Raw genomic sequence first — 24990 nt, 5'->3', positions numbered from 1 at the left:
GGTCCCCCTGATCGCCCCGCCGCCGCAGCGGCCCTTCCGGCTTGCACACGCCTGTGATCATCGCCGGTCCTCCGGACCCGGTGCCCGGCGCTGGGACAGCAGTTCGGCCGCCGCCTCCTGGTAGCGCAGCACCGCCTGTCCGGCGACCCGCAGATCGCACGGCGCGCTCCACAGCATCCGGCGCGCCGCGTCGTACCGCTCGATCAGCAGCGGGTCCTCGGCCAGACCGTGCCGGGCGACCTTCGCCTTGTACGCGTCGAGCCTGCCGCGCAGCTCCGCCCGGACGGCCAGCGGTGCCGTGACCGCGGTCAACGACTCGCGGGCCCGCAGCAACTCCTCCTCCGCCTCCCGCTCCAGCGTCTCCAGGAGCGGGGACAGCCGGTGCCACTGGGCATGCCTGCGGTACTCCGAAGCGGCGGCCAGCCGCTCCTGGAGCACGGTCGCCGGACCGCTCACCGCGGGCACCTCGGAGGCCGCGATCTTCGCCAGCACCTCGCCGCGCGCCGACCGGGCCTCGGTCAGGGTGCGGTCCGCGCGGGAGAGCACGTCGCGCAGCTGGACCAGCCGCTGCTCCGCGTCCTGCCGGACCGCGAGCACCGCCTCGATCTCGCGGCGTACGTCGTCCAGGGCGCGGGCCGCCCGGTCGTAGCGCGCCGTGTCGGGGCGACCGCCGCCGGGCGCCGAACTGCCGGGTCCCGGCAGCCAGAACGCGAGGGGGTCGGAGATCACCTGCACCCGCAGCGTGGCCAGCTCGTGGGTGATCGCCTCCAGGTCGTCGCCCGCCGGGTGCTCACCGGGCCGCACTCCCACGGAGTGCGCCAGCGAGCGGGTGCGGTGCAGCTCGGCGGCGAGCAGATCTATCCGGGCGGGCAGCGCGGACCACACGGAGTCGGAGGCGACGACCATGTCCAGCGAGCGGGCGTACAGCTCGTTCATCCGGGCGACCAGTTCCTCCAGCGTGAACCGCTCGGAGAGCTTGGCCGGACCGTTGACCGAAGGATCGGGGCGCGCCGCGGCGTGCGCCACGGTGACGCCCTGGCCGCGCAGCAGCTCGGTGAGGGCCACCAGATCGTCCCGGTTGGGATAGCGCCGGCGGGCCCGCACCGCACGCGCCTGGGCGAGTGCCCCCGCGTAGGCGTCGAAATACCCCCACAGCAGCGTGATCGACTGCTCCGTGGAGGCCCAGCGTTCCCTGGTGACACCGGTCAGCTCGGCACCCTCCAGGAGCCGGCGCCCCGCGTGGTCCTGCAGGGCGAGCAGCGAGGTCTCGATCGCCTCGTGCTCCGCGCCGAGCCGGGCCAGCGCACGGTCCGCCTCGTCCCGGTCCATGACCGGGCCGGGGGGCCTGGCCGCATAGCCGGGGTAGGGGCCCGCGCCCATCGATCACCTCTCCGCTTCTGCTGCCGGGACGGGCCCGGCAGGATCAGTGCCACTGCCTCACCGGCCGGGTCCGCGCCGTCGCGCGCACCCGGGCCGTTGAGGCGTCAGTTGCTCCGCTGGTTGGGGGTCGGCGGCGCCTTTATGCCTGGCAGCCCGTCCTCCAGCCAATCCCGGTACGACTGCATCCAGCGGCTGTCCTTGCCACCCCTGCGGTAGTCGACCAGTACCTGGTTGACCCGGGCCACCAGGTCGTTCGCGCCGAGCTTGGTCGCCACGCCGTAGCTCTCGTCGGTGAACGGCTGGTCGCCCTTGAGCTCGACCGCCGGGTCCTGGGCGGCCTGCCCGGCCGCCAGCGCGTTGTCCGTGACCACCGCGTCGACCTCGCCCAGCTGCAACCGCACCAGGCAGTCCAGCTGGTTGGGGACGGTGAGCTGGTTCTCGTCCTTGTCGGTGCCGTCGTGCGGGTCCTCGAAGATCGCCCCGAACGACTGCTTCTTCAGCGCGTCGTACGCGGTCGAGCCGTTGGCGGTGCACACCCGCTTGCCGGCCAGGGACTTGTCGTACCCGGTGATCTGCGAGTCCTTCGGTGCGAGGACCTGCTGCCCGGCCTCGAAGTAGGCGGTGGAGAACGAGACCTTCTGCAGCTGCTTGCAGTTGATCGTCATCGTGCGGACGACGACGTCGACCGTGCCGTTCGCCAGGAGCTCGGCCCGCTTGTTGGTGGGAATCGCCCGGAAGATCACCGCGTCCCGATCGTTCAGGATGTTCTCGGCGATGGCCCGCACCAGATCGATGTCGAAGCCTTCGATCCTGCGCGTCTCCGGGTTTCGGTATCCCCAGCTGAAGCTGTTCTGGTCGATGCCCGCGATCAGCTTCCCGCGCGCCTTGATCTTCGCGATGCTCGGGCCCTCCGCGTTGGACGGCGGCAGGCTCGCCCCCGGGTTCTCGCAGTCGTCGGCCTTGGTCTGGACCGCCTGTGCGGCGCCCTGGCCCGCGACGTCCCCGCGGAAGGCCTCGGCGCCGCCGTGCGAGAGCGGCAGCAGGGTGAGCGAGGCCGTCACGGCGCAGGCCACGGCCATGGCCGTCACCCCGCCCCAGCCGCGCAGCCTCACACGGGCGGACCACGCGCCTGTGCGCTTCCTGGTCATCGCTCCCCCTCTCACCGGTACTCCGAGAGCCTGCGGTTGACCCCGACGATCGTGGCGACGGCGGCCAGCGCGGCCAGTGCGGCAGCCCCGGCCGGCAGGCCCCACAGCGCCCCGCGCCCGTCCTTCGCGGCCCGGGTGAACTCGTCCTGCTCGTAGGCGAGTGCCTGCTCCAGCGCGTCGTCCACCCGCTGGAAGGACTCACCCGTTGTCTTCTTCGGCCCGATGATCTGCTTCAGAGCGCCTTCGTAGTCGCCGCTGTCGTCGGTCGTGCGGGCGGCCCGGTGGCGGCTCTGCCACTCGGAGACAGCGCTGACGGCCTTCTTCACCGGCTCGCTTCCCGGGGTGCCCTCGGCGAGCTTCCCGGCCTTGCCCAGCTCTTCGCCGAGGGCCTTCATGCCCGTGTTGTAGTCGGTCTCGTACTTGTCGCTCTTGCCGTCCGCGGTGAGCACCGCGCCGCGGGCGACCAGGGTGAGGTTCTCATTGGCGCGGGCCTTCAGCGAGTCGATCCGCGCGTGGTTGAGCACGTCGAGGGACTGCTGCCCGTTCGCATCGGCGTCATGCAGCTGGGACCTCGCCACCGTGTGCCCCACGGCCAGCCACAGCAGCACCACCGTGGACGCCGCGGTCGCGACGAGCAGCCCGTGGTTGAAGACCCGGTTCGTCCTGCGGTAGTTGCGCCGCTGCGCCCAGAACAGCGCGGCCAGTGCCACGACCCCGAGCCCGAGCGAGAAGAACGGCAAGGTCCTGGCCGAATCGCTGTCCTGGCCGAGCCGCCCGGTCTCCGCCGCGTACAGCCGCTCGGCGGCCGGCAGCAGCACATTGCTCATCTTCTGGTTGGCGTACCGGAGATAGGCCCCGCCCAGCGGCAGGCCCTGCCGGTTGTTGGAGCGGGCCCGCTCGATCAGGCCGGTGTAGCGGGGCAGTTCCACGTTGAGCGTGGTGATCTCCTGCCCGGACTTGGTCGACGCGTCCGTGTTGGCGGCGGCCTTCACCAGCAGCCGGGACGCCTCCTTGATGTCCCTCTCGTACTGGTCGTGGACATCGGGCGGCTCCTGCGCCCCCGCCAGGAAACCGCTCGCCGCGGCGGTGTCGGCGTCCGCCAGCGAGCGGTAGACGGCCGCCGCGTCGGCGCTCAGCGGCTGACTGCGTCTCACCACGTCGTCGGCGGCGGACGACCGGTCGGCGATCTCGAACGCCGTCACGGCCCCGAACGCCACGACGAGCAGGGCCAGTACGGCCCCGATGATCTGGAGCCGGCCCGGCTCGGTGGTGGCCGCGGCCCGCACCTTGTCGGCCGTCTCGGACAGCACACCGCGCTGCGCCGGAGCGGGTGCGGTCGCAGGCACGGGCGGCTGTGCCCGCTCGTGTTCCGGCGCCGTGCGTACATTCGGCGGGTATGTCACTCGACCTCCCCCTCGGTCACTGACGGTGGCCCGACCCCCGGCCGATCGGGGGACTGGTGCCCGGCCATGAAGTATGGCCGCAGGGACCGACATCCACACCAGGAACGTCTGGATCCTGCATCGGCCCACGGATGCACTCACATGCATTCGATCAAGGCCTGCGCCGCCGATCAAGCCGATCGGCGGACCAGTACCCGATGCGGACCGATCTCCCCACTCAAGAACACGTCCGGGACAGCTGATCGGTTCCCTTGCACAAGGGGCGTCCCGCGGTGCCAAATCGCCGCGGAACGCCCCGAGGGTGACATGTCAGCTGTACTGCGCGCGCAGCCTCTCGTGCACCGCGGCCGCCGCGCCCGTGTGATCCAGGCCGAGCAGCGCGGCTCCCAGCACCGGCGGCTGGGTCACCACCCGCAGCGCCGCCTTCGGGGCGCGTACCGCGAGGAGTTCGGCGATCCTCGCGTCCAACTGCGGGTGACGGGCCGCCAGTACGCTGCCGCCCAGCACCACCGGCGCCTCCTCGTCCAGCAGATCGAGCCGGCCCAGCGCGACCGAGGCCATCGCGACGACCTCCTCCGCCAGCCGGTCCACCAGCGCGCCCGCCACCGGATCCCCGGCCGTCGCCGTCGCGAAGAGCACCGGAGCCAGCTCGTGCCTGCGCTCGAACTCGATCCCGCCCAGATGCAGCGCCTCGATCAGCGCGTACATCGAACCGAGCCCGAAGTGCGCGGGCAGCGTGTGCGCCAGCTCGGTCGGCCCACCGCGGCCGTCCTCCGCCCGCGCGGCGAACCACATCGCCTCCTCGGCCAGCCCCGCGCCACCGCCCCAGTCACCGGAAATCCGGCCTATGGCGGGGAACCGCGCGGTCCGCCCGTCCGGCACCATGCCGACACAGTTGATCCCCGCACCGCAGACGACCGCCACACCCCGCGGCTCGTCCACCCCCGCGCGCAGTATCGCGAAGGTGTCGTTGCGCACCTCGACGGTGGCGCCCCAGCCCCGCGCGCGCAGCGCCGCCGCCAACTGCTCCTCCTCCACCGGGAGGTCGGCGTTGGCGAGACAGGCGGACACGTGCGCGACGGAGCCGACCGGTTCGGGGGAGAGCTCCAGCGCCCGGTCGACGGCCGCGCCGAGGGCGTCGACGGCCGTCTCGATGCCCACGGCCGGCGGCTGGAAACCACCGCCCCGGGCCGTCGACAGCACCGTTCCGTCCGCACCGATCAGTGCCACGTCGGTCTTGCTGTTCCCCGCATCGATCGCGAGGACCGAAGCGTTCACGCCCACGCCAGGTGCTCCCGGTTGTGCGCGATCAGCTTGTCGGTGAGCGCCTCGGCGTACTCGAACTGGCCGATCAACGGGTGCGCGAGCAGCGCCTTGAACACCCGGTCCCGGCCACCGCGCAGCGCGGCCTCCAGGGCGAGGTCCTCGTACGCCGTCACGTTGGCGATCAGACCGGCGTAGAGCGGGTCCAGCTCGGGAACGGCGAGCGGCGTCGCGCCCGTTCCGTCGACCCGGGCCTGCACCTCGATCACCGCGTCGTCCGGCAGGAAAGGCAGCGTGCCCTTGTTGTACGTGTTGACCACCTGCACCGCGGAGCCGCCCGAGCCGAGCAGCGAGGACGCCAGGTCCACGGCCGCCTCCGAGTAGAAGGCGCCGCCGCGCTTGGCGAGCAGCGCGGGCTTCTCGTCCAGCGCCGGATCGCCGTACATGGCGAGGAGTTCCTTCTCCATCGCGGCGACCTCGGCCGCCCGGGACGGCTTGGTGCCGAGCTCCCGCACGACCGCGTCGTGCGCGTAGAAGTACCGCAGGTAGTACGAGGGGACGACGCCGAGCCGGTCGACGATCGCCCGGGGCATGCGCAGATCGTCCGAGATCGCTTCGCCGTGCTCGGCGAGCAGCTTCGGCAGGACGTTCTCGCCGTCCGGGCCGCCGAGGCGCACCCCGAGCTCCCAGGTCAGATGGTTGAGCCCGACATGGTCGAGGTGCACCTCGCCGGGGGTGACATCGAGCAGCCGGGCGAACTTCCGCTGGAAGCCGATCGCCACGTTGCACAGGCCGACGGCCTTGTGGCCGGCCTGGAGCAGCGCCCGGGTGACGATGCCGACCGGGTTGGTGAAGTCGATGATCCAGGCGTCGGGGTTGGTGCGGCGGACCCGCTCGGCGATGTCCAGGACGACCGGCACGGTGCGCATCGCCTTGGCGAGGCCGCCGGCGCCGGTGGTCTCCTGGCCGATGCAGCCGCACTCCAGCGGCCAGGTCTCGTCCTGGTTGCGGGCGGCCTGGCCGCCGACGCGCAGCTGGAGCAGGACCGCGTCGGCGTCGGCGACGCCCGCGTCGAGGTCCGAGGTGGTGACGATCCGCCCCGGGTGGCCCTGCTTGGCGAAGATCCGCCGGGCGAGGCCGCCGACGAGCTCCAGGCGGTCGGCCGCCGGGTCGACGAGCACCAGCTCCTCGATGGGCAGCGTGTCCCGCAACCGGGCGAAACCGTCGATCAGTTCAGGTGTGTAGGTGGACCCGCCACCAACTACTGCGAGCTTCATAGGTCAGCCCTTTACTCCGGTCAGTGTGACGCCCTCGACGAATGCCTTCTGTGCGAAGAAGAAGACGAGGATCACGGGGGCCATGACCAGTACGGTCGCGGCCATGGTCAGGTTCCAGTCGGTGTGGTGTGCGCCCTTGAAGGAATCCAGGCCGTAACTGAGCGTCCAGGCACCGGGGTTCTCCGACGCGTAGATCTGCGGGCCGAAGTAGTCGTTCCAGGCGTAGAAGAACTGGAAGAGGGCGACGGCGGCGATGCCCGGCTTGGCCATCGGCACCACGACGCGCATCAGGGTGCGGAACTCGCCGCAGCCGTCGACCTTCGCCGCGTCGAGGTACTCGTTCGGGATGGTCAGCAGGAACTGCCGCAGCAGGAAGATGGAGAACGCGTCGCCGAACGCCATCGGGATGATCAGCGGCCAGAGCGTGCCGGACATGTCCAGCTGCTTGGCCCAGAACAGATACATCGGGATGACGACGACCTGCGGCGGCAGCATCATCATCGAGATGACCAGCATCAGCGACAGATGCCGGCCGCGGAAGCGGAACTTGGCGAGCGCGTAGGCCACGGGCAGCGACGAGACGACCGTGAGGACGGTGCCGAGCCCCGCGTACAGCAGGGTGTTGCGCCACCAGGTCAGGAAGCCGTCGGTCTCGAAGACCCGCCGGTAGTTGCTCCACTCGAAGGGGTGCGGCCACAGATCGCGGGTCAGCGCCTGCTGGTCGCTCATCAGCGAGGTGAGCAGCAGGAAGACGAACGGCAGCACGAAGAAGAGCGCGGCGGCGACGCCGAGCGCGTGCACCGCGATCCAGTTCAGCAGCGACTTGCGCCGCGCGACGCGTTCGGCCGGGATGGCCGGGCCGGTCGCGGGGCCGGCCGTCTTCACGGCGTCGAGAGTCTGCGCCACGTCACTCACCTGCCTGGATCAGTCCGCTGCGGCGCCGCATCAGCAGTGCGGTGAACGCCATGGCGAGTACGAAGAGAACGAGCGCGACCACGCAGGCGGAGCCGTAGTCGAAGCGCTGGAAACCGAGGTTGTAGACGACCTGCGGCAGCGTCAGTGTCGACTTGTCGGGATAGCCCGGTTCGAACTGCTGCCCGGAGCCGCCCATCACGCCCGAGGCGACCTTCCCGGCCACGAACGGCTGGGTGTAGTACTGCATCGTCTGGATGATCCCGGTGACCACCGCGAACAGGATGATCGGCGAGATGTTCGGCAGGGTGACGAAGCGGAACCGCTGGAACGCGGTCGCCCCGTCCAGCTCCGCCGCCTCGTACTGCTCCTTCGGTACGTCGAGCAGCGCGGCCATGAAGATCACCATCAGGTCGCCCACCCCCCAGACCGCGAGCGCGGTCAGGGCCGGCTTGGACCAGGTGGCGTCGGTGAACCAGCCGGGCGTGGGCAGCCCGATCTCGCCGAGGATCGAATTGACCGGCCCGGTACCCGGGTTGAGCAGGAAGACGAAGCCGAGGGTCGCCGCGACCGGCGGGGCCAGGTAGGGCAGGTAGAACAGGGTCCGGAAGACCCCGGCACCCGTCTTGATCTTCGTGATCAGCAGCCCGACACCGAGGCCGAACACCACCCGGCAGGTGACCATGACCACGACCAGCCAGAGCGTGTTGCGCAGCGCCGGCCAGAACAGCGGGTAGTCGTTGAAGACGAACGACCAGTTCTTCAGCCCGCTGAACTCGGGGGCCGTGAAACCGTCGTACGAGGTGAAGGAGAAGCAGACGGTGGAGATCAGCGGGTAGGCGAAGAAGACGCAGAACCCGATCAGCCACGGCGACATGAAGGCCGCTGTCCGAAGCGCCGACCGGCGGCGCTTCGCACGGAGTGTGTACGTGGTCATCGCGGCGCTACTTCGCCTGCGCGATGGCTGCGTCGATCTCCTCGGCGGTGTTCTTCAGACCCGCCTCGATGTCCTTCTGCTTGCCCTTCTCGATGTCGAATCCGAGGTTCTGCAGGGACACCAGGTACGCGCCGCCGTTCACCGAGGGCGGGGTCGTGGTGCTCTTCGGGTTCGCAGCGATGTCGAGGAAGGTCTTGAACCGCGGGTCGTACTTCAGCTTCGGCGACTTCAGCGCCGCCAGGGTGGAGGGCACATTGTGGATGGCATTGGCGAAATTCACCACGGCGTCGGTGTCGGTCGTCATGAACTTCACCAGCTCCCAGGCCGCGTTCTGCTTCTTCGAGGTGGCAGCGATACCGGCGATGGTGCCGGTCAGATAGCCCTTGCCGTAGGTGTCGGCCTCGTCGTCGGCGACGGGCATCGGGGCGACGCCGATCTCGAACTTCGGCTTGGTCTCCTCGGCCATTCCGAGCCGCCACTCGCCGTCCAGCTGCATGGCCACCTGGCCGGTGTGGAACGGGTGCTTGGCGCCCCACTCGTCACCGAACGACGTGCGGTACTTCTCCAGCTTCTCGTAGCCGCCCAGGTCGTCGACCAGCTTCTTCTGGGTCTTGAGCATGGAGGCGAACGACGGGTCCTCGGCGATGTTCGACTTGCCGTCCGCGTCGAAGTACTTCGGGTCCCAGGCGCCGAGGTAGTGCTCGGTCGTCGTCTCGTAGCCGTGGTAGTTCGGCATGAAACCGAGCCGCTCGTACGAGTCGCCCTTGGTCTTCGTCAGCTTCTTGGCGGTCGCGGCCAGCTCCGACCAGGTCTGCGGGGGCCTCTTGATACCGGCCTTCTCGAACGCGTCCTTGTTGTAGTAGAGGCCGTACGCGTCACCGAGCAGCGGCACGGTGCAGCGCACCCCGTCGAACTGGGTGTACTCGTTCATCGCCTTCGGGAAGGTCTTGTCCGGGTCGATCCCGTCCTTCTTCAGGAAGGGGTCGAGGTCGACGAACGCCTTCGACGAGCAGAACTTGCCGACGTTGTTCGTGGTGAACGACGAGATGACGTCCGGGGCCTTCGAGCCGCCCGCCCGCAGCGCCTGGTTGATCTTGTCGTCGGTCATGTTGCCGATGACCTTCACATGGATGTTGGGGTGCGCCTTCTCGAAGGCGTCGACCGTCGCCCGGATTCCCGCGACCTCGTTCGGGGAGTTCCAGCCGTGCCAGAAGTTGATGGTCGTCTCCTTGGACGGGTCATCACTGGCACCGTTGCTCTGCCCCGTACAGGCCGAGGCGAGCAGAGATATGGCGGCGGTCGCGGCGAGCGCGGCGGCCGTCTTCCGGCGGTTTCCGGACATGGCGGTCTCCCGGTGAAGGAATGGGGCAGGGGTACGGAGGAAGCGGGCGGGCCGAGAAGGGGTCAGCGGGACGTGTCGAAGACTTCGTCACGGGTGGTGGCGAGTGCGCTCTCCAGCGCGCCGCGCAGCACGGGGCGGTGCGTCACTTCGCCGGCGATCAGCCGGGGCCGGGAGGCCGCCAGTTCGGTGAGCTCGGACTCCACCCGGCAGCGCAGCGGCTCGCCGCCGGCCGCGATCACCTCGCCGGACAGCACGACGACTTCCGGGTCGAGCACGGCGGTCATGGAGGCGAGCCCGGTCGCGAGCCCGGTGGCGAACAGATCGAGGAGCCGGGGGTACGGGCCGTCCTCGCCGGCCTCCGCGGCCTCGGCGGCGCGGGCGAGCAGCCGGGCCGCGACCTCGTGGTGGGTACCGGGCGCGCGGATCAGCTCGTCGTCGATGCCGAGCTCCCGGCCCAGCCGGGACAGCACCTGCGCACCCGCCAGCTCCTGGAAGCCGCCCGCATTCACCTTGGTGACCTGACGGACCAGCGGGGCACCCGGCACCGGCAGGAAACCGACCTCGCCCGCGCCGCCGGTGAAGCCGCGGTGCAGCCGCCCGTTTATGACGAGGGCGGCACCGAGCCCCTCCTCGTTCCACAGCAGGACGAAGTCCTCGTGTCCGCGCGCCGCGCCCAGCCGCTGCTCGGCCACCGCGACCAGGTTCACGTCGTTCTCGTACTCCACCGGCATCGGCAGAAAGGCGGCCAGCTCCTCCAACAGCGTGGGGGAGTGCCAGCCCGGCAGGTGGGAGGCGTACCGCAGCCGCCCGGTACCGGGATCGAAGGCGCCCGGCGTGCCGATGACGACCCGGTGCACATCGGAGCGGGTGAGCCCGGCGTCCTTCACCGCCCCGTCCAGCGCCTCCGCCACCTGCCGCACCACACTGTCGGCGCGCCGCCCGGGGGTGCGCAGCTCGAACTGCCCGACGGTCTCCCCGGTCACATCGGCGACGGCGGCGACGATCCGGCGGGCGTTCACATCCAGCCCCGCGACATGGGCGGCCCGCGCGTTCACCCCGTACAACTGGGCATTGGGCCCCGGCCGCCCCGCCACGGTTCCGGTAGCGACGACCAGCCCGGCCGCCTCCAGCCGCGCCAGCAACTGCGACGCGGTGGGCTTGGAGAGCCCGGTCAGCTTCCCGATCCTGGTCCGCGAGAGGGGGCCGTGCTCCAGCAGCAGATCGAGGGCGGCCCGGTCGTTCATGGCCCGCAGAACGCGGGGGGTACCCGGTGTGGTTCCGGCCATGAGTACTGCACCTGCCCTCTGTTAGGAAAGTTTCCTATTTGGTGAGAGGACGGTATGCGCGCGTCACCTGGCCGTCAATGGGCGGCGCCCCGGTGGCAACCAAAGCGTTACCTGTCACACTTCCGGAATATCCGGGTCCATGGTGACGCATGCCCAACCGCGCCGTCGGCGAACCGAGTTGAGGTCGCGTCGGCCCGCCGACCGCTCGCGCGGCCGAGAACTACTTCGAGATGTTCGGCGGGGCGATCGGGGCCGTGGCCAGGGACTGGGGCGAGGTGGCCGAGGCGTAGGCCGAGGGGGCGGCCACGCCGGCTGCCGCGTCGGCCTTGGAGGGCTCGTCCGCCTGGGCCGGGACGCCGCCGACGATGCGGATGCCCGCCTCGTCGAAGGCCCGCTTGATCCGCCAGCGCAGCTCGCGTTCCACGCCCAGCGCCTTGCCCGGCATCGTCTTCGCGCTCAGCCGGACCGTCATCGAGTCCAGGAGCACGGCGTCCAGGCCCAGGATCTCCACCGGGCCCCACAGGCGCTCGTTCCAGGGGTCCTCCTTGGCCATCGCCGTGGCGGCCTCGGTGATCACCGTACGTACCTTGTCGAGGTCCTCCGTGGGACGCACAGTCACATCGACGCCGGCCGTCGACCAGCCCTGGCTGAGGTTGCCGATCCGCTTCACCTCGCCGTTGCGGACGTACCAGATCTCACCGTTGTCGCCGCGCAGCTTCGTGACCCGCAGGCCGACCTCGATGACCTCGCCGGAGGCGACGCCCGCGTCGATAGTGTCGCCCACGCCGTACTGGTCCTCAAGGATCATGAAGACACCGGAGAGGAAGTCGGTGACCAGGTTGCGCGCACCGAAACCGAGTGCCACACCGGCCACACCGGCGGATGCCAGCAGCGGGGCCAGGTTGATCTGGAACGCGCCCAGGATCATCAGGGCGGCCGTACCGAGGATCAGGAACGACGCGACCGAGCGGAGTACCGAACCGATCGCCTCCGAACGCTGGCGGCGGCGTTCCGCGTTGACCAGCAGCCCGCCGAGCGCGGTGCCCTCCACGGCCTGGGCGCTGCGGTTCATCCGTTCTATGAGCTTGGTGAGAGCACGCCGGATCGCAATCCGCAACACGATCGCGATCGTCGCGATGAGGATGATGCGCAGGCCGGTGTTCAGCCAGGTGGACCAGTTCTCCTCCACCCAGCCCGCGGCGTCGCCGGCCTGCTTGGCGGCTTCGTCCAGCGAGCTGCCGGGCTCGGGCGACGGGGCTGCGGCCAACAGCGCGGACAGGGACACGGTGGAACCTCCAGATGGGCGACAGCGGCCCAACCACACTAACGGGGCATCGGGAGTACTCCGTTGTCGTGGCCGAGGGGAGAGACGCGTCTCACGGGGGGATACCGAGGGCGGGAAGCAGCGGAGGAACGGGGCCGCAGCGGCTGCCTGTGGCCGATCGCACATCGGGTGCGGTCGCCGCGGCAGCGGCCCGAAGGCGGCTCGGAAGCGGCTGTTCCGGTGTGTGGCCGCGGTGCGAGGGGCAGGGGGCCGGGAAAAAAATCCTTCCGGCCCGTTACCTGCACGTGGTGGCGCTTCTACCAGGCAGGAGTAGAGACTGAGATCGGATCGTCCCGGCGCGAGCCACGCGCCGCCGGCGTACAAGGAGGCATCCACCGTGCCGCATGTCCTGGTTCTCAACGCGTCGTACGAGCCACTCGGCGTCGTACCGCTCCGCCGCGCGCTCGTCCTCGTCCTCGAAAACAAGGCCATCTGCCTAGAGGAGTCCGGCGCCTTCATGCACAGTGCCACCCGGGCCGTCCCGGCCCCCAGCGTCGTACGCCTGAAGCGGTTTGTGCGGGTTCCCTACCGGGGGCCCGTACCGCTGACCCGCAGGGCGCTGTTCGCCCGGGACGGGGGGCGCTGCATGTACTGCGGTGCCACCGCGACCAGCGTCGACCACGTGATTCCGCGCAGCCGCGGCGGACAGCACGCCTGGGACAACGTGGTGGCTGCCTGCCGCCGCTGCAACCACGTCAAGGCGGACCGGCACCTGCCGGAGCTCGGCTGGCGGCTGCACCAGCAACCCGCCCCGCCGACGGGCCTCGCCTGGCGGATCATCGGCACGGGACACCGCGACCCGCGCTGGTTGCCGTACTTGCAACCGTTCGGCGCGGACGACGCCATGGCCCGGATCGACGGCATTTCTGCCTGAGGGATCCGGGCCTTCGACGTCCCCGGGACGGCAGGGGCCCGGATCGCTACTCCGTTGCGGCGACGGCGTACGCCTCCACCGACCAGAGCGAGTAGCCGAACTCGCTGCCCCGGGAATCGCCCTGGACCCTGAGGTAGCGGGCGTCCTTCGCGTCCATCCGGACCGACTCGCGCCCGCCCCTGCCGTCCCGGACGGTCGCCGCCGTGCGCCAGTTGCGGCCGTCCGAGGAGACCTGGACGCGGTAGCGGGTGGCGTACGCGTCCTGCCAGTGCAGCACCACCAGGCCGATCCGGGCGGTCCGGGGCAGTTCCGCCTGCCACCAGGCGCCGTCCTCGACCGGTGAGGACCAGCGGGTCTCCGGATCGCCGTCGGCGGCGGCCGACGCCGGGAAGTCCGGGGTCTCGTCGCCGGACGAGGACGCGGTGGCGGTACGCAGCAGATCGGGGCCCGCGGTGCGCGGGAACGCCCGGACGGTGAGCGTGCTGCGCTCGTCGCCGAAGCTCAACGGCACCTCGTACTCCCCGGCCGGCGTGCCCGCCGGGACCGTGATCTCGACGGGGACGTCGGTACGGGAACCGCGCGCCACCCTGGTCTGCTTCGGGATGTCCACCTTGATGCCCTTGGGCGCCTTCGCGGTGAGCGCGCCCCGCACCTCGGCGGGGCGCCGGGCGGCGAGGCGCGCCTCGACCCGCTGCGGCCCGCCGCCGATCTCGGCGTCCGTCTCGCCGCGCGCGAGATCGAGCCGGGCCGCGGGCTCGTCGCCGAACCAGGGCACGAGCGCGTGCACCCGCGGAGCCGGTACCGAGGTGTTCCCGGCGGCATTGGCGCCCGGGGCCATCGGCGCCACCGTGCCCGCGATGACCGGGGGCACCGACGGGCCGCCCGTGGGCCAGCTGATCCGTATCGCGTCGGCCCGCAGCCCCTTCGCCGCCGTCTGGGTCCAGCCGGTCGCCGACAACGCGCCCAGGCGGCGCCAGCCCTCGCCCGGCACATGGGCCTCCAGCGTCGCGTCGGCCACCTTGCCGCCGCCGGGCAGGGTCATCGCCGTCACGGCCTCCACCGGGCGGGCCCGGTTCAGCCGGACCGTGTAGTTGCCCGGAGCCTTCGTCACCGTACCGGCGTCGCGGTCCGTGCCCGTCCAGGCGTCCGCCTCCCGGCGCACCCGGTCCAGGAACGGGCCGAGCACCCCCTTGCCGACCGTCGCGCCGTCCGCCTTCGTGGCCTTGCGCACCGGTTCCAGGGCCAGTGACGCCTGCCAGGCGGCGGCGCCGTCGCCGCGCGACTGGGCCTGGAGCAGATCCACGGCCAGCTCGCCGGCCCGGCCGTACCGGGACAACTGCTCGGTCCACGGCCGCACTTCGCCGTCCAGGCGCCCGTCCGCCAGGCCCTTCAGCCGCTGCGGGGCCTCCCGCATCACGGTGAACGCCTCCCGCAGCCTGCGCGCCGCGTCGTCCCGCGCCGTGGCGTCGTGCGCCGTACGGGACTTCCAGAACGCGGCCAGCAGCGGCCGCAGATACGAGGACTCGTCACCGCCCAGCACGGACGTCGCGCTGTTCCCGGCCAGCGCGCGCAGCGCGTCCCTGGTGCGTGCGTCACCGCCCGCCAGGTCGTCGATCGCCGCCCGCCAGGACTCCTGCGGCCGGTAACCCCTCGGGTTCCAGGCGAAGTCGGCGGCGGTGAAGAGCGGAATGCGGGACGCGGACGGCTGCTCCATCGCGTTGGCGAGCAGCGCCGCGGAGCCTATGGCCACCGCGGGGTCCCGGCCGGTGTACGGACCGAGGAAGATCCGGTCCTGGGCGTAGTCGTTCACCGGGTAGTTGTCCATCGTGACCAGCGGATGCCCGAACGCGGCGCGGGCACCGGCCAGTTCCCCGCCGGTGATGGTCCTCGGCACGACCCCGACTCCGGTCCAGGCGATCTGGACCCGCTCGTCCAGTTCCTCGGCGAGCGCCCTGCGGTAGTCGGTGGACCCGTCCTGGTAGAACTCCGTCGGCATCACCGACAGCGGCTGCGAACCCGGATACCGGTCCGCGAGATGCCGCGCCACCTCGCCGGCCACCCGCGCCTGAGCCCTGGCCGCCGCCTGCGGGCCGCTGCCGAAGGTGTCGGCGTCGCTGTCGCAGTGCCATTCGCTGTAGCTGACGTCCTGGAACTGCAGCTGGAAGGCCCGCACGCCCAGTGCCCACATCGCGTCGAGCTTCTTCGTCAGCGCCTTCACGTCGCCGGCCGACGACATGCACATGGCCTGGCCCGGGGCGACGGCCCAGCCGAGCGTCACGTGCTCGGCGCGGGCTCGTTCGGCCAGCGCCCGGAAGTCGGCGCGCCGGTCGGCCGGGTACGGGTCGCGCCAACGGGCCTGCCGGTACGGATCGTCGCCCGCCGCGTACAGATATCTGTTCTGCTTCGTACGCCCCATGAAGCCGATCTGGGCCAGCCGCTCCTCGCGGCTCCACGGCTGCCCGTAGAAGCCCTCGGTCATCCCGCGTACGGCGGTGCCCGGCCAGTCCCTCACGGTGACCCCGGCGACGCCTCCGTCCCGGATCAGCTGACGCAGTGTCTGCACGCCGTGGAAGAGGCCGTCCTCGCCGAGACCGTCCACGGCGACGGTGTCCCGGCCCGCGACCCGGCCGACCGCGATCCGGTAGCCCCCGGTGGGCAGATCGCCGCGCTCGGGGGCGCGCAGCGTGCGCAGCGCGTCCCGGGCGCCGTCGCCGCCGAGCCTGATGACCGGGCCGCGGCCGGGCAGGGCCTCGTGGACGGTCCGCACGCCCGCGTCCCGCAGGATGCGCCGGAGCGCGTCGACCGCGTACGGATCGGCGTGGGCGCCGACGACGAGGGTGGCCTCGGCGGCGAGCGGTACGGACGGTCCGGCGGCCTCGATGGACTGCGGCCGGGGCCACACGGCGGGCAGTGCGGTGTCATCCGTGCGGTCGGGGGTGGTGACGGCGGTGGAGCCGGGTACCGGAGGGGCCGCGACGGCGGCCGGGGTTCCCGTGGAGAGCAGTCCGCCGAGCACGGCGACCGCGATGGCCGTTGCCTGCTTTCCGCGCCTGAGCCGCATCGCTCGTCTCCCTCGTTCCGCCGGTGGGATCCGAGCCCACCACCCGCGCGCGAGGGTGTCAATGCGCGTGGGTGGTGTGCCGGAAATGCCCGATGCGGCAGGAGGGGTGAGGGGGGTGGGGCAGGGCGTTTGACGCCAAAGATGACGCCGGATGGCCGAAAACAGCGGACAACTTGCGGAGAACAGGCCCGCGGGGAACGGAATGTGACCCAGAGCACGTTGGACTCGTTGTGATGGCGCCTACACCTGTGGCCGAGCCCGCCGGGTAGGTCTGCTGTGTCCTGTTTCCTCATGGCCAGGAGGTCGCCATGCCCGCTGCCGCGAAGCTTCTGCTCTCCGCCCTCCCCGAACCCGAACAGGTCCCAGGTCCCGCCGCCCCGTCGGCCGACGCGCTCCCGGCCCCCGGGCCCGGCCCGCTGACGAGCGAACCGCCGCTCGCCGACGCGATACCCCTCACCAGCGAGCCGCCGCTCGCCGACGCCACACCCCTGACCAGCGAACCCCCGCTCGCCGTCAATGCCCCGCTGACCAGCGAGCCGGCCACGTCCGGCGGCGCATGGGGCACGGAGTCCCCAGGAGTCTGAATGGGCTTGTCCCGGCTCGCCGCACTGCACGGCGTCGCCACCTCCTACTCCCCGTCCGCCGATGTGACGGTGTCCGTCCCCGACGACACGGTCGTCGCCGTGCTCGCCGCGCTCGGCGTGGACGCCGGCACGCCCGAGGCGGTACGGGAATCGCTCGCCGCCGCCGAGTCCTCGGCCCGCTCCCGGCTGCTCCCGCCGACGCTGGTGGTGTGGACCGGTGAGCCGCTGCCCGCGGCCCTGACCGCCCTGCCACCCGGCACCACACTGGACATCGCCCTCGAAGGCCCCGGTTCGGCCTCGCCCCCGCGGATGCGCATTCCGGCCGACCGACCGGATCCGGCCGTTTCGGTACGGGGCGCCGACGGGCGTACGGGCCCGGCGGACGAGGAGAGCGCGGAGGCCGGTACGGGAGCGCCCCCGGCCCCCGCCTGGTGGGTCGAACCGCCGCTCGGGGTGCACCGGTTGGCCGTCCGGGCGCCCGGCGGCCGGAGTGCGGCCGGCACGCTCGTCGTCGCCCCGCCCCGGGCTCCCCGGCCGCCTGCCCGCGGCCACGGCTTCCTCGTCCAGCTCTACTCCCTGCTCTCCGCCCGCTCCTGGGGCATGGGCGACCTCGGGGACCTCGCCGACCTCGCCGCCTGGTCCGGGCGGACCCTCGACGCCGGATTCGTCCAGGTCAACCCGCTCCACGCCGCCGTGCCCGGCGACCCCACCGACCCGTCCCCGTACCGCCCGTCGTCGCGGCGCTTCCCCGACCCCGTGCATCTGCACATCGAGTCCATCCCCGAGTACGGGCACGTGACGGACCGGGGCACCCTCGACGACCTCCGGCAGGACGCCGCGACACTCAGCGACACCGTCCTGAACAAGGGCGCCCTGATCGACCGCGACGCCGTCTGGGAGCTCAAGCGCCAGGCTCTCGAACTCGTACGGGAGGTGCCCCTCACCCCGGGCCGCCGCGCCGCGTACTGCGACTTCCTGGCCGAGCAGGGGCAGGCCCTGGAGGACCACGCCCTGTGGTGCGCCCTCGCCGAGGCGCACGGCTCCGACTGGCACACCTGGCCCGCCGGGCTGCGCGACCCCCGCTCCAAGGAGACCGCCCGCGCCCGTGGCGAACTGCTGGACCGGGTCGACTTCCACTGCCGGCTCGCCTGGCTGACCGACGGTCAGCTCGCCGGTGCCCAGCGCGCCGGACTCGACGCGGGGATGGCCGTCGGCATCGTCCACGACCTCGCCGTCGGCGTGCACCCCGGCGGCGCCGACGCCTGGGCCCAGCAGGACGCCTTCGCGCACGGCATGTCCGTCGGCGCGCCCCCGGACGCCTTCAACGCCCGCGGCCAGGACTGGGGCCTGCCCCCGTGGCGCCCGGACGTCCTCGCCGCGTCCGGCTACGCCCCGTACCGCGGACTGCTGCGCGGGCTCCTCGCCCACGCGGGCGCCCTGCGTATCGACCACGTCATGGGCCTCTTCCGGCTCTGGTGGGTGCCCGAAGGGCGCCCGCCCACCGAGGGCACCTACGTCACCCACGACGCCGAGGCGATGCTCGCCGTCCTCGTCCTGGAGGCGCACCGGGCCGGCGCCGTCGTCATGGGGGAGGACCTCGGCACCGTCGAGCCGGGGGTCCGCGAGGCGCTGGCCCGGCGCGGCGTGCTCGGCACCTCCGTGCTCTGGTTCGAGCGGGACTGGGCGGGCACCGGTCGCCCACTGGCCCCCGAGAAATGGCGCGAGGGCTGCCTCGCCACCGTCACCACGCATGACCTGCCCTCCACCGCGGCCCGGCTGACCGGCGACCATGTGACGCTGCGCCACCGCCTCGGCCTGCTCACCCGCCCCCTCGACCAGGAGCTGACGGCGGACGCGACGGACACCGCCGAGTGGCTGGCGTATCTCTCCAGGCTCGGCCTGCTCCCCGAGGGCGAGAGCGACGAGGAGGGCGCGGTCCGCGCCGTGCACCGCTTCCTGCTGCGCACCCCCGCCCGCATGACCGGCGTCTGGCTGCCCGACGCGCTCGGCGACCGCCGCCCGCAGAACCTCCCCGGCACCTGGGACCAGTACCCCAACTGGCGCCTGCCCGTCGCCGATGCGGAGGGCCACCCGGTCACCCTGGAGGAGCTGGCCGCCGCGCCCCGCCTGCACCGGCTGATGGAGGTCTTCCGACCACGCGAGGACCGCCCGGAACCCGGCCCGGAAACCCACGGGCACGCGTACCCGCACACCCACCCATGACCCGGCCCCGACCCCCGTACGGCACCCCCGGGCGCGCGCCCCTCGCGGGCGTTCGCTACGTTTGCACCGTGGACAAGAAGAACGCTATGCGCGCCGGCGCCGTCGCGGCCGGAACGACGCTGATGATGCTGCTCATGTCGTCCCCCGCGCTCGCGCTCACCCGCGACGACGGTGACGACCCGGGGCCCGGCCTGAGCGCGATGGAGACCATCGGCCTCTACGTCGTGGCACCCATCGCCCTGTTCCTGGTCATCACGGGCCTGGTCATGGTCCTGGACAAGTCCAAGAAGCAGGCCTAGCACCCACGCCCGTCCCGCGTGCGCCGCAGGTACTCCGTCAGTACCGCGCGGCGCACACGCATGTCCGCGGCCGGTATCCCGTCCGCGGCGCCGGGTAGGTTGCGGCCATGACCGAGTGGGACGTCAAGAAGCTCCGCATCCTCCGCACCCTGCGCGACCGGGGCACGGTCACCGCGACCGCGCAGGCCCTGCTGATGACGCCCTCCGCGGTCTCCCAGCAGCTGTCCGGCCTCTCCAGACAGCTCGGTGTGCCGCTCCTGGAGGCCCAGGGCCGACGGGTCCGGCTCACCGACGCCGCGCACCTCGTGCTGCGCCATGCCGAGGCCGTCTTCGCCCAACTGGAGCGCGCCGACGCCGAACTGACCGGCTATCTGCGCGGCGAGGCCGGCGAGGTGCGGATCGCGGCGTTCTCCACGGCGGTGCCCGCCCTCGTCGTACCGGCGATCCAGCGGCTGCGCGCCGAGGACCGCCCGGGGCCCGGCGTGCGGGTGCGGGAGGCGGAGGCCGCGCAGGCGTACGAGCTCCTGGTCGCCGGTGACGTCGACCTCGCCCTGTCCCTCGCCGCGCACGCCCCGACGGCCCGCGACCCCCGGTTCTCGGTGCTGCCCCTGCTCGCGGACCCGCTGGATGTGGCGCTGCCAGTGGACCACCGCCTCACCGCCGCGCCCGCCCTCCGCCTCGCGGATCTCTCCGGCGACCCGTGGATCTTCGGTGGCTCGGATCCCTGGTCGCAGATCACGACGACGGCGTGCGAGGCCGCCGGATTCGTGCCCGAGCAGGCGCACAGCGCCTCCGGCTGGACGGCGATCCTGGCCATGGTCGAGGCGGGCATGGGAGTGGCGCTCATCCCGCGCATGGCCTCGGCGGAACGCCACAGCCGGGGCGGTGTGGTGATGCGGGCCCTCGACGTCGACCAGCCGCGCCGTCATGTGGTGGCGGCGGTACGGCAGGGCGCCGATCGGGGCCCCGCGGTCGCCAGGGTCCTCACGGCGCTCACCGCGACGGCCGAATCGTTCACTTCAACTGAATAAACAATGTAAAAACTTTCGATGGACCTGATGGGTTGTCCGCCGTGACAGTAGGCGCATGACCTTCGACGAGAATGAGAACCACCACGAGGACCCCCACGCCAACGACGCGGCCCCGTACGGCGGTGGCGACCCGTATGCCGACTACCGGACCACCGACCTCCCCTTCACCGAACTCGTCGACCTCGCCGACCGCCGCCTCGGCGCGGGCGTGATCGCCGCCAACGACGAGTTCTTCGCCCAGCGCGAGAACCTCCTGCTCCGGGAGCGCGCGGCCTTCGACCCCGAGCACTTCGGCCACAAGGGCAAGATCATGGACGGCTGGGAGACCCGCCGCCGGCGCGGCGCGGACGCGGACCACCCGTTCCCGGCCCCCGACGAGCACGACTGGGCCCTGATCCGCCTCGGCGCCCCCGGCATCATCCGCGGCATCGTCGTCGACACGGCCCACTTCCGCGGCAACTACCCGCAGCGCGTCTCGATCCAGGCCACCACGGTCGAGGGCACGCCCAGCCCCGCCGAACTCCTCGCCGACGACGTGAAGTGGGAGGAGATCGTCCCACCGACCCCCGTACGCGGCCACGCCGCCAACGGCTTCGAGATCACCGGCGGCCGCCGCTGCACCCACATACGCCTGTGCCAGCACCCCGACGGCGGCATCGCCCGTCTCCGCGTCCACGGCGAGGTCCTCCCCGACCCGTCCTGGCTCGCCACGCTCGGCACGTTCGACCTGATCTCGGTCCTGAACGGCGGCAGTTACGAGGACGCCTCCGACCGCTTCTACTCCTCGCCGACCCAGATCATCCTGCCCGGCACCTCCCGCAAGATGGACGACGGCTGGGAGAACCGCCGCCGCCGGGTCCGCGACACGAACGACTGGGTCCGCTTCCGCCTCCCCGCCCAGGGCGCGGTCCGCGCGGTCGAGATCGACACGGCCTGCCTCAAGGGCAACTCGGCCGGCTGGATCGCCCTCCAGGGCCGCAACGGCGAGACGGGCGAGTGGTTCGAGATCATCCCCCGCACCAGGCTCCAGCCCGACGCCCTGCACCGCTTCCCGCTCCGCGCCCAGGCGATCGTCACCCACGTCCGCCTCGACGCCTTCCCGGACGGCGGCGTCGCCCGCATGCGCCTGCACGGCAGCCTTACGGAGTCGGGCGCGGCCGAACTGGCCCGCCGCTACGAGGAGTCGGGCGCGTAACACCCTGCTCCGTCCGTCGGACGGTTGCGCGATGGCGCCCGTCCGACGGGCGGTTTCCAGACCGGCGGATTCCCGCACCCGCACCGGTGCACGCGGACCCGCCACGGGCTACGGTTCTGCGATGCCGAAGGAGAGCAGCACCGGGCCCGAGCGGATGGAACCGATAGGTCCCGTCCTGGCCGTGATCGGATGCACCGTGGGCCTGGTCCTCCTCATCGGTGGCGCGGGTGCGGCGCTGGTCGCCGGAATCCGAGCGGCGTCGGGAGACGCCGAGGGCGTGGACCTGGGGCTCCTGATCGCCGGAGGCCTGTTCGCGGCACTCGTCGCCTACGTGGGACTCGGCACGGTGCTCCACCACTGGGACGTGCGGCGGGCGACACTCCGGCTCGAAGCCGCCGGGGTCGGGGCGAGTGCGGAAGTGACCGGGGTCGGGCCCGAGGACACGACCGCGGACGGCGGTTCCCGGCTGATCTGGATTCGCGTACGGGTCAGCGGGACCGGCTTCCCGCCGTTCGAGGCGAGCTTCCCGCGTCCCTACGGCGCGGCGGAAGCGACCGTGGGAGCGGAGATCGAGGTCGTGGTCGACCTGGTCGGCAACACCTTCCGGCTGTGATCCGACAGCCGGGTGGGAAGACGAGAAGGGGCGCCCCCACCGCGGGAGGCGCCCCTCACTGCTTCACCGGTCAGCGCGTCACGCCGTGGCCGCCGCCGTGTCCGCGGCCCGGGCCTTCAGCGCCCGCTCCACGCCCGAACGGGACTCCGACATCAGCCGGCGCAGGGCCGCGCTCGGGTCCGCCGAGGAGAGCCAGGCGTCCGTGGTGTCCAGCGTGGCCTGCGAGACCTGGACGGCCGGGTAGAGGCCGATCGCGACCTGCTGCGCCATCTCGTGGCTGCGCGAGTCCCAGACGTCCTTGACCGCGGCGAAGAACTTCTCCGTGTACGGAGCCAGCAGTTCGCGCTGGTCGGTCTGGACGAAGCCGGTGATGACCGCCTCCTGGAGGGAGTTCGGCAGCTTGTCGGACTCGACGACCGAGGCCCACGCCTCCGCCTTCGCCTCCTCGGTGGGGCGTGCCGCACGGGCGGTCGCCGCGTGGCGCTCGCCCGCCGCCGTCTTGTCACGCTCGTACTCGGCGGCGATCTCGTCCTCTTCGATGAGACCGGTCGCGGCGAGCCGCTCGACGAACGCCCAGCGCAGCTCCGTGTCGACGGCCAGGCCCTCGACCGTCTCCTTGCCGTCGAGCAGCGACTGCAGCAGGTCCGTCTGCTGCGGGGTACGGGCCGTCGCCGCGAAGGCGCGGGCCCAGGCCAGCTGGTGGTCGCTGCCCGGCTCCGCCGCGCGCAGGTGCGCGAGGGTGGCCTCGGTCCACTGCGTCAGCCCGGCCTCGCGCCACTCCGGCGCCGCGTACAGGTCCAGCGCCAGCTTCACCTGACGGTGCAGCGACTGGACGACGCCGATGTCCGACTCCTTGCCGATGCCGGAGAGCACCAGGGCGAGGTAGTCGCGGGTCGCCAGCTCGCCGTCGCGGGTCATGTCCCAGGCGGAGGCCCAGCACAGGGCGCGGGGGAGGGACTCCGTGAAGTCGCCGAGGTGCTCGGTGACGACGCGCAGCGACTCCTCGTCGAGCCGGACCTTCGCGTACGAGAGGTCGTCGTCGTTGAGCAGGATCACGGCGGGGCGGGCGGTGCCGGCCGGGAACGGCACGGTCGTGCGCGCGCCGTCGACGTCCAGCTCGATGCGGTCCGTACGGACCAGCTTGCCGGAGCCGGCGGTGTCGATGGCATAGCAGCCGATGGCGATGCGGTGCGGCCGCAGCGTCGGCTCGCCCTTCGCACCGGCAGGGAGGGCCGGGGCCTCCTGGAGCACGGTGAACGACGTCACGTGGCCGTTCTCGTCCGTGGTGATCTCCGGGCGCAGGACGTTGATGCCCGCCGTCTCCAGCCACGCCTTCGACCAGGTCTTCAGGTCGCGGCCGGAGGTCTCCTCCAAGGCGCCCAGCAGGTCGGACAGCCGGGTGTTGCCGAACGCGTGCGCCTTGAAGTACGCCTGGACGCCCTTGAAAAACGCGTCCATGCCGACGTACGCCACCAGCTGCTTCAGGACCGAGGCGCCCTTGGCGTAGGTGATCCCGTCGAAGTTGACCAGCACATCGTCCAGATCACGGATGTCCGCCATGATCGGGTGCGTGGACGGCAGCTGGTCCTGGCGGTAGGCCCACGTCTTCATGGAGTTGGCGAACGTGGTCCAGGAGTGCGGCCACTTCGAGCCCTCGGCGTACGCCTGGCAGGCGACCGAGGTGTACGTGGCGAACGACTCGTTCAGCCACAGGTCGTTCCACCACTCCATGGTGACGAGGTCGCCGAACCACATGTGGGCCAGCTCGTGCAGGATGGTCTCGGCCCGCGTCTCGTACGCCGCGTCCGTCACCTTGGAACGGAACACGTACTGGTCGCGGATGGTGACCGCGCCCGCGTTCTCCATCGCACCGGCGTTGAACTCCGGGACGAACAGCTGGTCGTACTTGGCGAACGGGTAGTCGTAGTCGAACTTCTCCTGGAACCAGTCGAAGCCCTGCCGCGTGACGTCGAAGATCTCGTCCGCGTCGAGGAACTCGGCCAGCGACGGACGGCAGTAGATGCCGAGCGGGACGGACTGGCCGTCCTTCTCGTAGCTGCTGTGCACCGAGTGGTACGGGCCGACGATCAGGGCCGTGATGTACGAAGAGATGCGCGGCGTCGGCTCGAAGGACCAGATGTTGTCCTGCGGCTCGGGCGTCGGCGAGTTCGAGATGACCGTCCAGCCCGCCGGTGCCTTCACGGTGAACTGGAACGTCGCCTTCAGGTCCGGCTGTTCGAAGCTCGCGAAGACGCGGCGCGCGTCCGGCACCTCGAACTGGGTGTAGAGGTACGCCTGCTGGTCGACCGGGTCGACGAAGCGGTGCAGGCCCTCGCCCGTGTTGGTGTACGAGCAGTCGGCGACGACCTTCAGCTCGTTGGAGCCCGCGACCAGGTGCGGGAGCGCGATGCGCGAGTCGCGGAACACGGCCGCGACATCCAGCGCCTTGCCGTTCAGCTCGACCTCGTGCACGGCCGGGGCGACCAGGTCGATGAAGGTCTCCGCACCGGCTTCGGCGGAGTCGAAGCGCACGGTGGTCACGGACCGGTAGGTGCCGCCCTCCTGCGCTCCGGAGAGGTCGAGATCGATCTCGTACGCGTCCACGGTCAGCAGGCGCGCCCGCTCCTGTGCCTCTTCGCGGGTCAGATTGGTGCCAGGCACGCGGTCATCTCCTTGGTATGTGACGTTTCTGGTCATCCTTCCACGCCACAGACTCCGGCGGGGGGCCCGGTCCGCGGCGGGTGCGCGCTTACGAAAGGGCGGCCACCGCACACCGGTGGCCGCCCTTTCCCGTATCCGTCGGGCGTCAGAGCCTGCCGGGTGACCTCCGACCGGGCG

General features: G+C 71.7%; 19 protein-coding genes. 7 read left to right on the top strand and 12 right to left on the bottom strand.

The genetic code is table 11. The annotated features are described in order from the left end of the window. Positions 1 to 57 precede the first annotated feature (57 nt). The 10 genes from OG978_RS14600 to OG978_RS14555 form a co-directional block, all read right to left on the bottom strand. Positions 58 to 1380, bottom strand: a complete 1323-nt coding sequence (locus tag OG978_RS14600; protein WP_326765648.1) for a hypothetical protein — start codon at positions 1378 to 1380, stop codon at positions 58 to 60. Between the two features lie 104 nt (positions 1381 to 1484). Continuing rightward, a complete protein-coding gene (locus OG978_RS14595; RefSeq protein ID WP_326765647.1) occupies positions 1485 to 2528 on the bottom strand; it encodes a glutamate ABC transporter substrate-binding protein in 1044 nt (347 codons plus the stop codon). An 11-nt stretch (positions 2529 to 2539) separates the two neighbouring features. Continuing rightward, positions 2540 to 3931: a hypothetical protein gene (locus OG978_RS14590; RefSeq protein ID WP_442817687.1), complete on the bottom strand. Its 1392-nt coding sequence runs from the start codon at positions 3929 to 3931 to the stop codon at positions 2540 to 2542. 309 nt (positions 3932 to 4240) lie between these two features. Next, positions 4241 to 5215, bottom strand: coding sequence for an N-acetylglucosamine kinase (locus OG978_RS14585; RefSeq protein ID WP_326765646.1), 975 nt, complete (start codon positions 5213 to 5215; stop codon positions 4241 to 4243). Next, positions 5206 to 6471 (bottom strand): 6-phospho-beta-glucosidase, encoded by a 1266-nt coding sequence (locus tag OG978_RS14580; protein ID WP_326765645.1) that lies wholly within the window; start codon positions 6469 to 6471, stop codon positions 5206 to 5208. The genes OG978_RS14585 and OG978_RS14580 overlap by 10 nt, the downstream gene beginning before the upstream one ends. 3 nt (positions 6472 to 6474) lie before the next feature. Then, positions 6475 to 7377: a carbohydrate ABC transporter permease gene (locus OG978_RS14575; RefSeq protein WP_326765644.1), complete on the bottom strand. Its 903-nt coding sequence runs from the start codon at positions 7375 to 7377 to the stop codon at positions 6475 to 6477. A 1-nt stretch (position 7378) separates the two neighbouring features. Continuing rightward, positions 7379 to 8320 carry a carbohydrate ABC transporter permease gene (locus tag OG978_RS14570; protein ID WP_326765643.1) on the bottom strand — a complete coding sequence of 314 codons (942 nt, stop codon included), beginning with the start codon at positions 8318 to 8320 and terminating at the stop codon, positions 7379 to 7381. Positions 8321 to 8327: 7 nt separating this feature from the next. Beyond that, on the bottom strand, positions 8328 to 9662 hold the full coding sequence (locus OG978_RS14565) for an ABC transporter substrate-binding protein (protein ID WP_326765642.1): 1335 nt from the start codon (positions 9660 to 9662) through the stop codon (positions 8328 to 8330). A gap of 62 nt (positions 9663 to 9724) precedes the next feature. Continuing rightward, positions 9725 to 10948: an ROK family transcriptional regulator gene (locus tag OG978_RS14560; protein ID WP_326765641.1), complete on the bottom strand. Its 1224-nt coding sequence runs from the start codon at positions 10946 to 10948 to the stop codon at positions 9725 to 9727. Between the two features lie 220 nt (positions 10949 to 11168). After that, positions 11169 to 12233 (bottom strand): mechanosensitive ion channel family protein, encoded by a 1065-nt coding sequence (locus OG978_RS14555; protein WP_326765640.1) that lies wholly within the window; start codon positions 12231 to 12233, stop codon positions 11169 to 11171. Positions 12234 to 12609: 376 nt separating this feature from the next. On the opposite strand from OG978_RS14555, the gene OG978_RS14550 reads away from it, so the two are divergent. Then, positions 12610 to 13146: an HNH endonuclease gene (locus OG978_RS14550; RefSeq protein WP_114244529.1), complete on the top strand. Its 537-nt coding sequence runs from the start codon at positions 12610 to 12612 to the stop codon at positions 13144 to 13146. A gap of 46 nt (positions 13147 to 13192) precedes the next feature. On the opposite strand, the gene OG978_RS14545 is transcribed toward OG978_RS14550, so the two are convergent. Continuing rightward, entirely contained in the window at positions 13193 to 16207 is a 3015-nt protein-coding gene (locus tag OG978_RS14545) for a beta-N-acetylglucosaminidase domain-containing protein (protein ID WP_326765639.1), read from the bottom strand. Between the two features lie 308 nt (positions 16208 to 16515). On the opposite strand from OG978_RS14545, the gene OG978_RS14540 reads away from it, so the two are divergent. The 6 genes from OG978_RS14540 (at position 16516) to OG978_RS14515 (ending at position 22152) form a co-directional block, all read left to right on the top strand. Then, positions 16516 to 16791, top strand: coding sequence for a hypothetical protein (locus OG978_RS14540; RefSeq protein WP_326765638.1), 276 nt, complete (start codon positions 16516 to 16518; stop codon positions 16789 to 16791). Continuing rightward, a complete protein-coding gene (gene malQ, locus OG978_RS14535) occupies positions 16792 to 19014 on the top strand; it encodes a 4-alpha-glucanotransferase (protein ID WP_326765637.1) in 2223 nt (740 codons plus the stop codon). It begins immediately after the preceding gene. Between the two features lie 68 nt (positions 19015 to 19082). After that, the gene (locus OG978_RS14530; RefSeq protein ID WP_073723257.1) at positions 19083 to 19313 is read left to right on the top strand and encodes a hypothetical protein; all 231 of its coding nucleotides are present in this window, start codon (positions 19083 to 19085) and stop codon (positions 19311 to 19313) included. 107 nt (positions 19314 to 19420) lie between these two features. Next, positions 19421 to 20344, top strand: a complete 924-nt coding sequence (locus tag OG978_RS14525; protein WP_326765636.1) for a LysR family transcriptional regulator — start codon at positions 19421 to 19423, stop codon at positions 20342 to 20344. Positions 20345 to 20399: 55 nt separating this feature from the next. After that, a complete protein-coding gene (gene alc / locus OG978_RS14520) occupies positions 20400 to 21539 on the top strand; it encodes an allantoicase (RefSeq protein ID WP_326765635.1) in 1140 nt (379 codons plus the stop codon). 121 nt (positions 21540 to 21660) lie between these two features. Beyond that, a complete protein-coding gene (locus OG978_RS14515) occupies positions 21661 to 22152 on the top strand; it encodes a hypothetical protein (protein ID WP_326765634.1) in 492 nt (163 codons plus the stop codon). A gap of 78 nt (positions 22153 to 22230) precedes the next feature. Here the strand turns inward: OG978_RS14515 and pepN are convergent, their stop codons facing one another. Beyond that, a complete protein-coding gene (pepN, locus tag OG978_RS14510; protein ID WP_326765633.1) occupies positions 22231 to 24813 on the bottom strand; it encodes an aminopeptidase N in 2583 nt (860 codons plus the stop codon). Between the last annotated feature and the right edge of the window lie 177 nt (positions 24814 to 24990).

This window comes from Streptomyces sp. NBC_01591 (assembly GCF_035918155.1).
Lineage (GTDB): Bacteria > Actinomycetota > Actinomycetes > Streptomycetales > Streptomycetaceae > Streptomyces.
The sequence above is the reverse complement of the archived record's forward strand: the minus strand, read 5'-3'. Positions and strand labels throughout refer to the sequence as shown.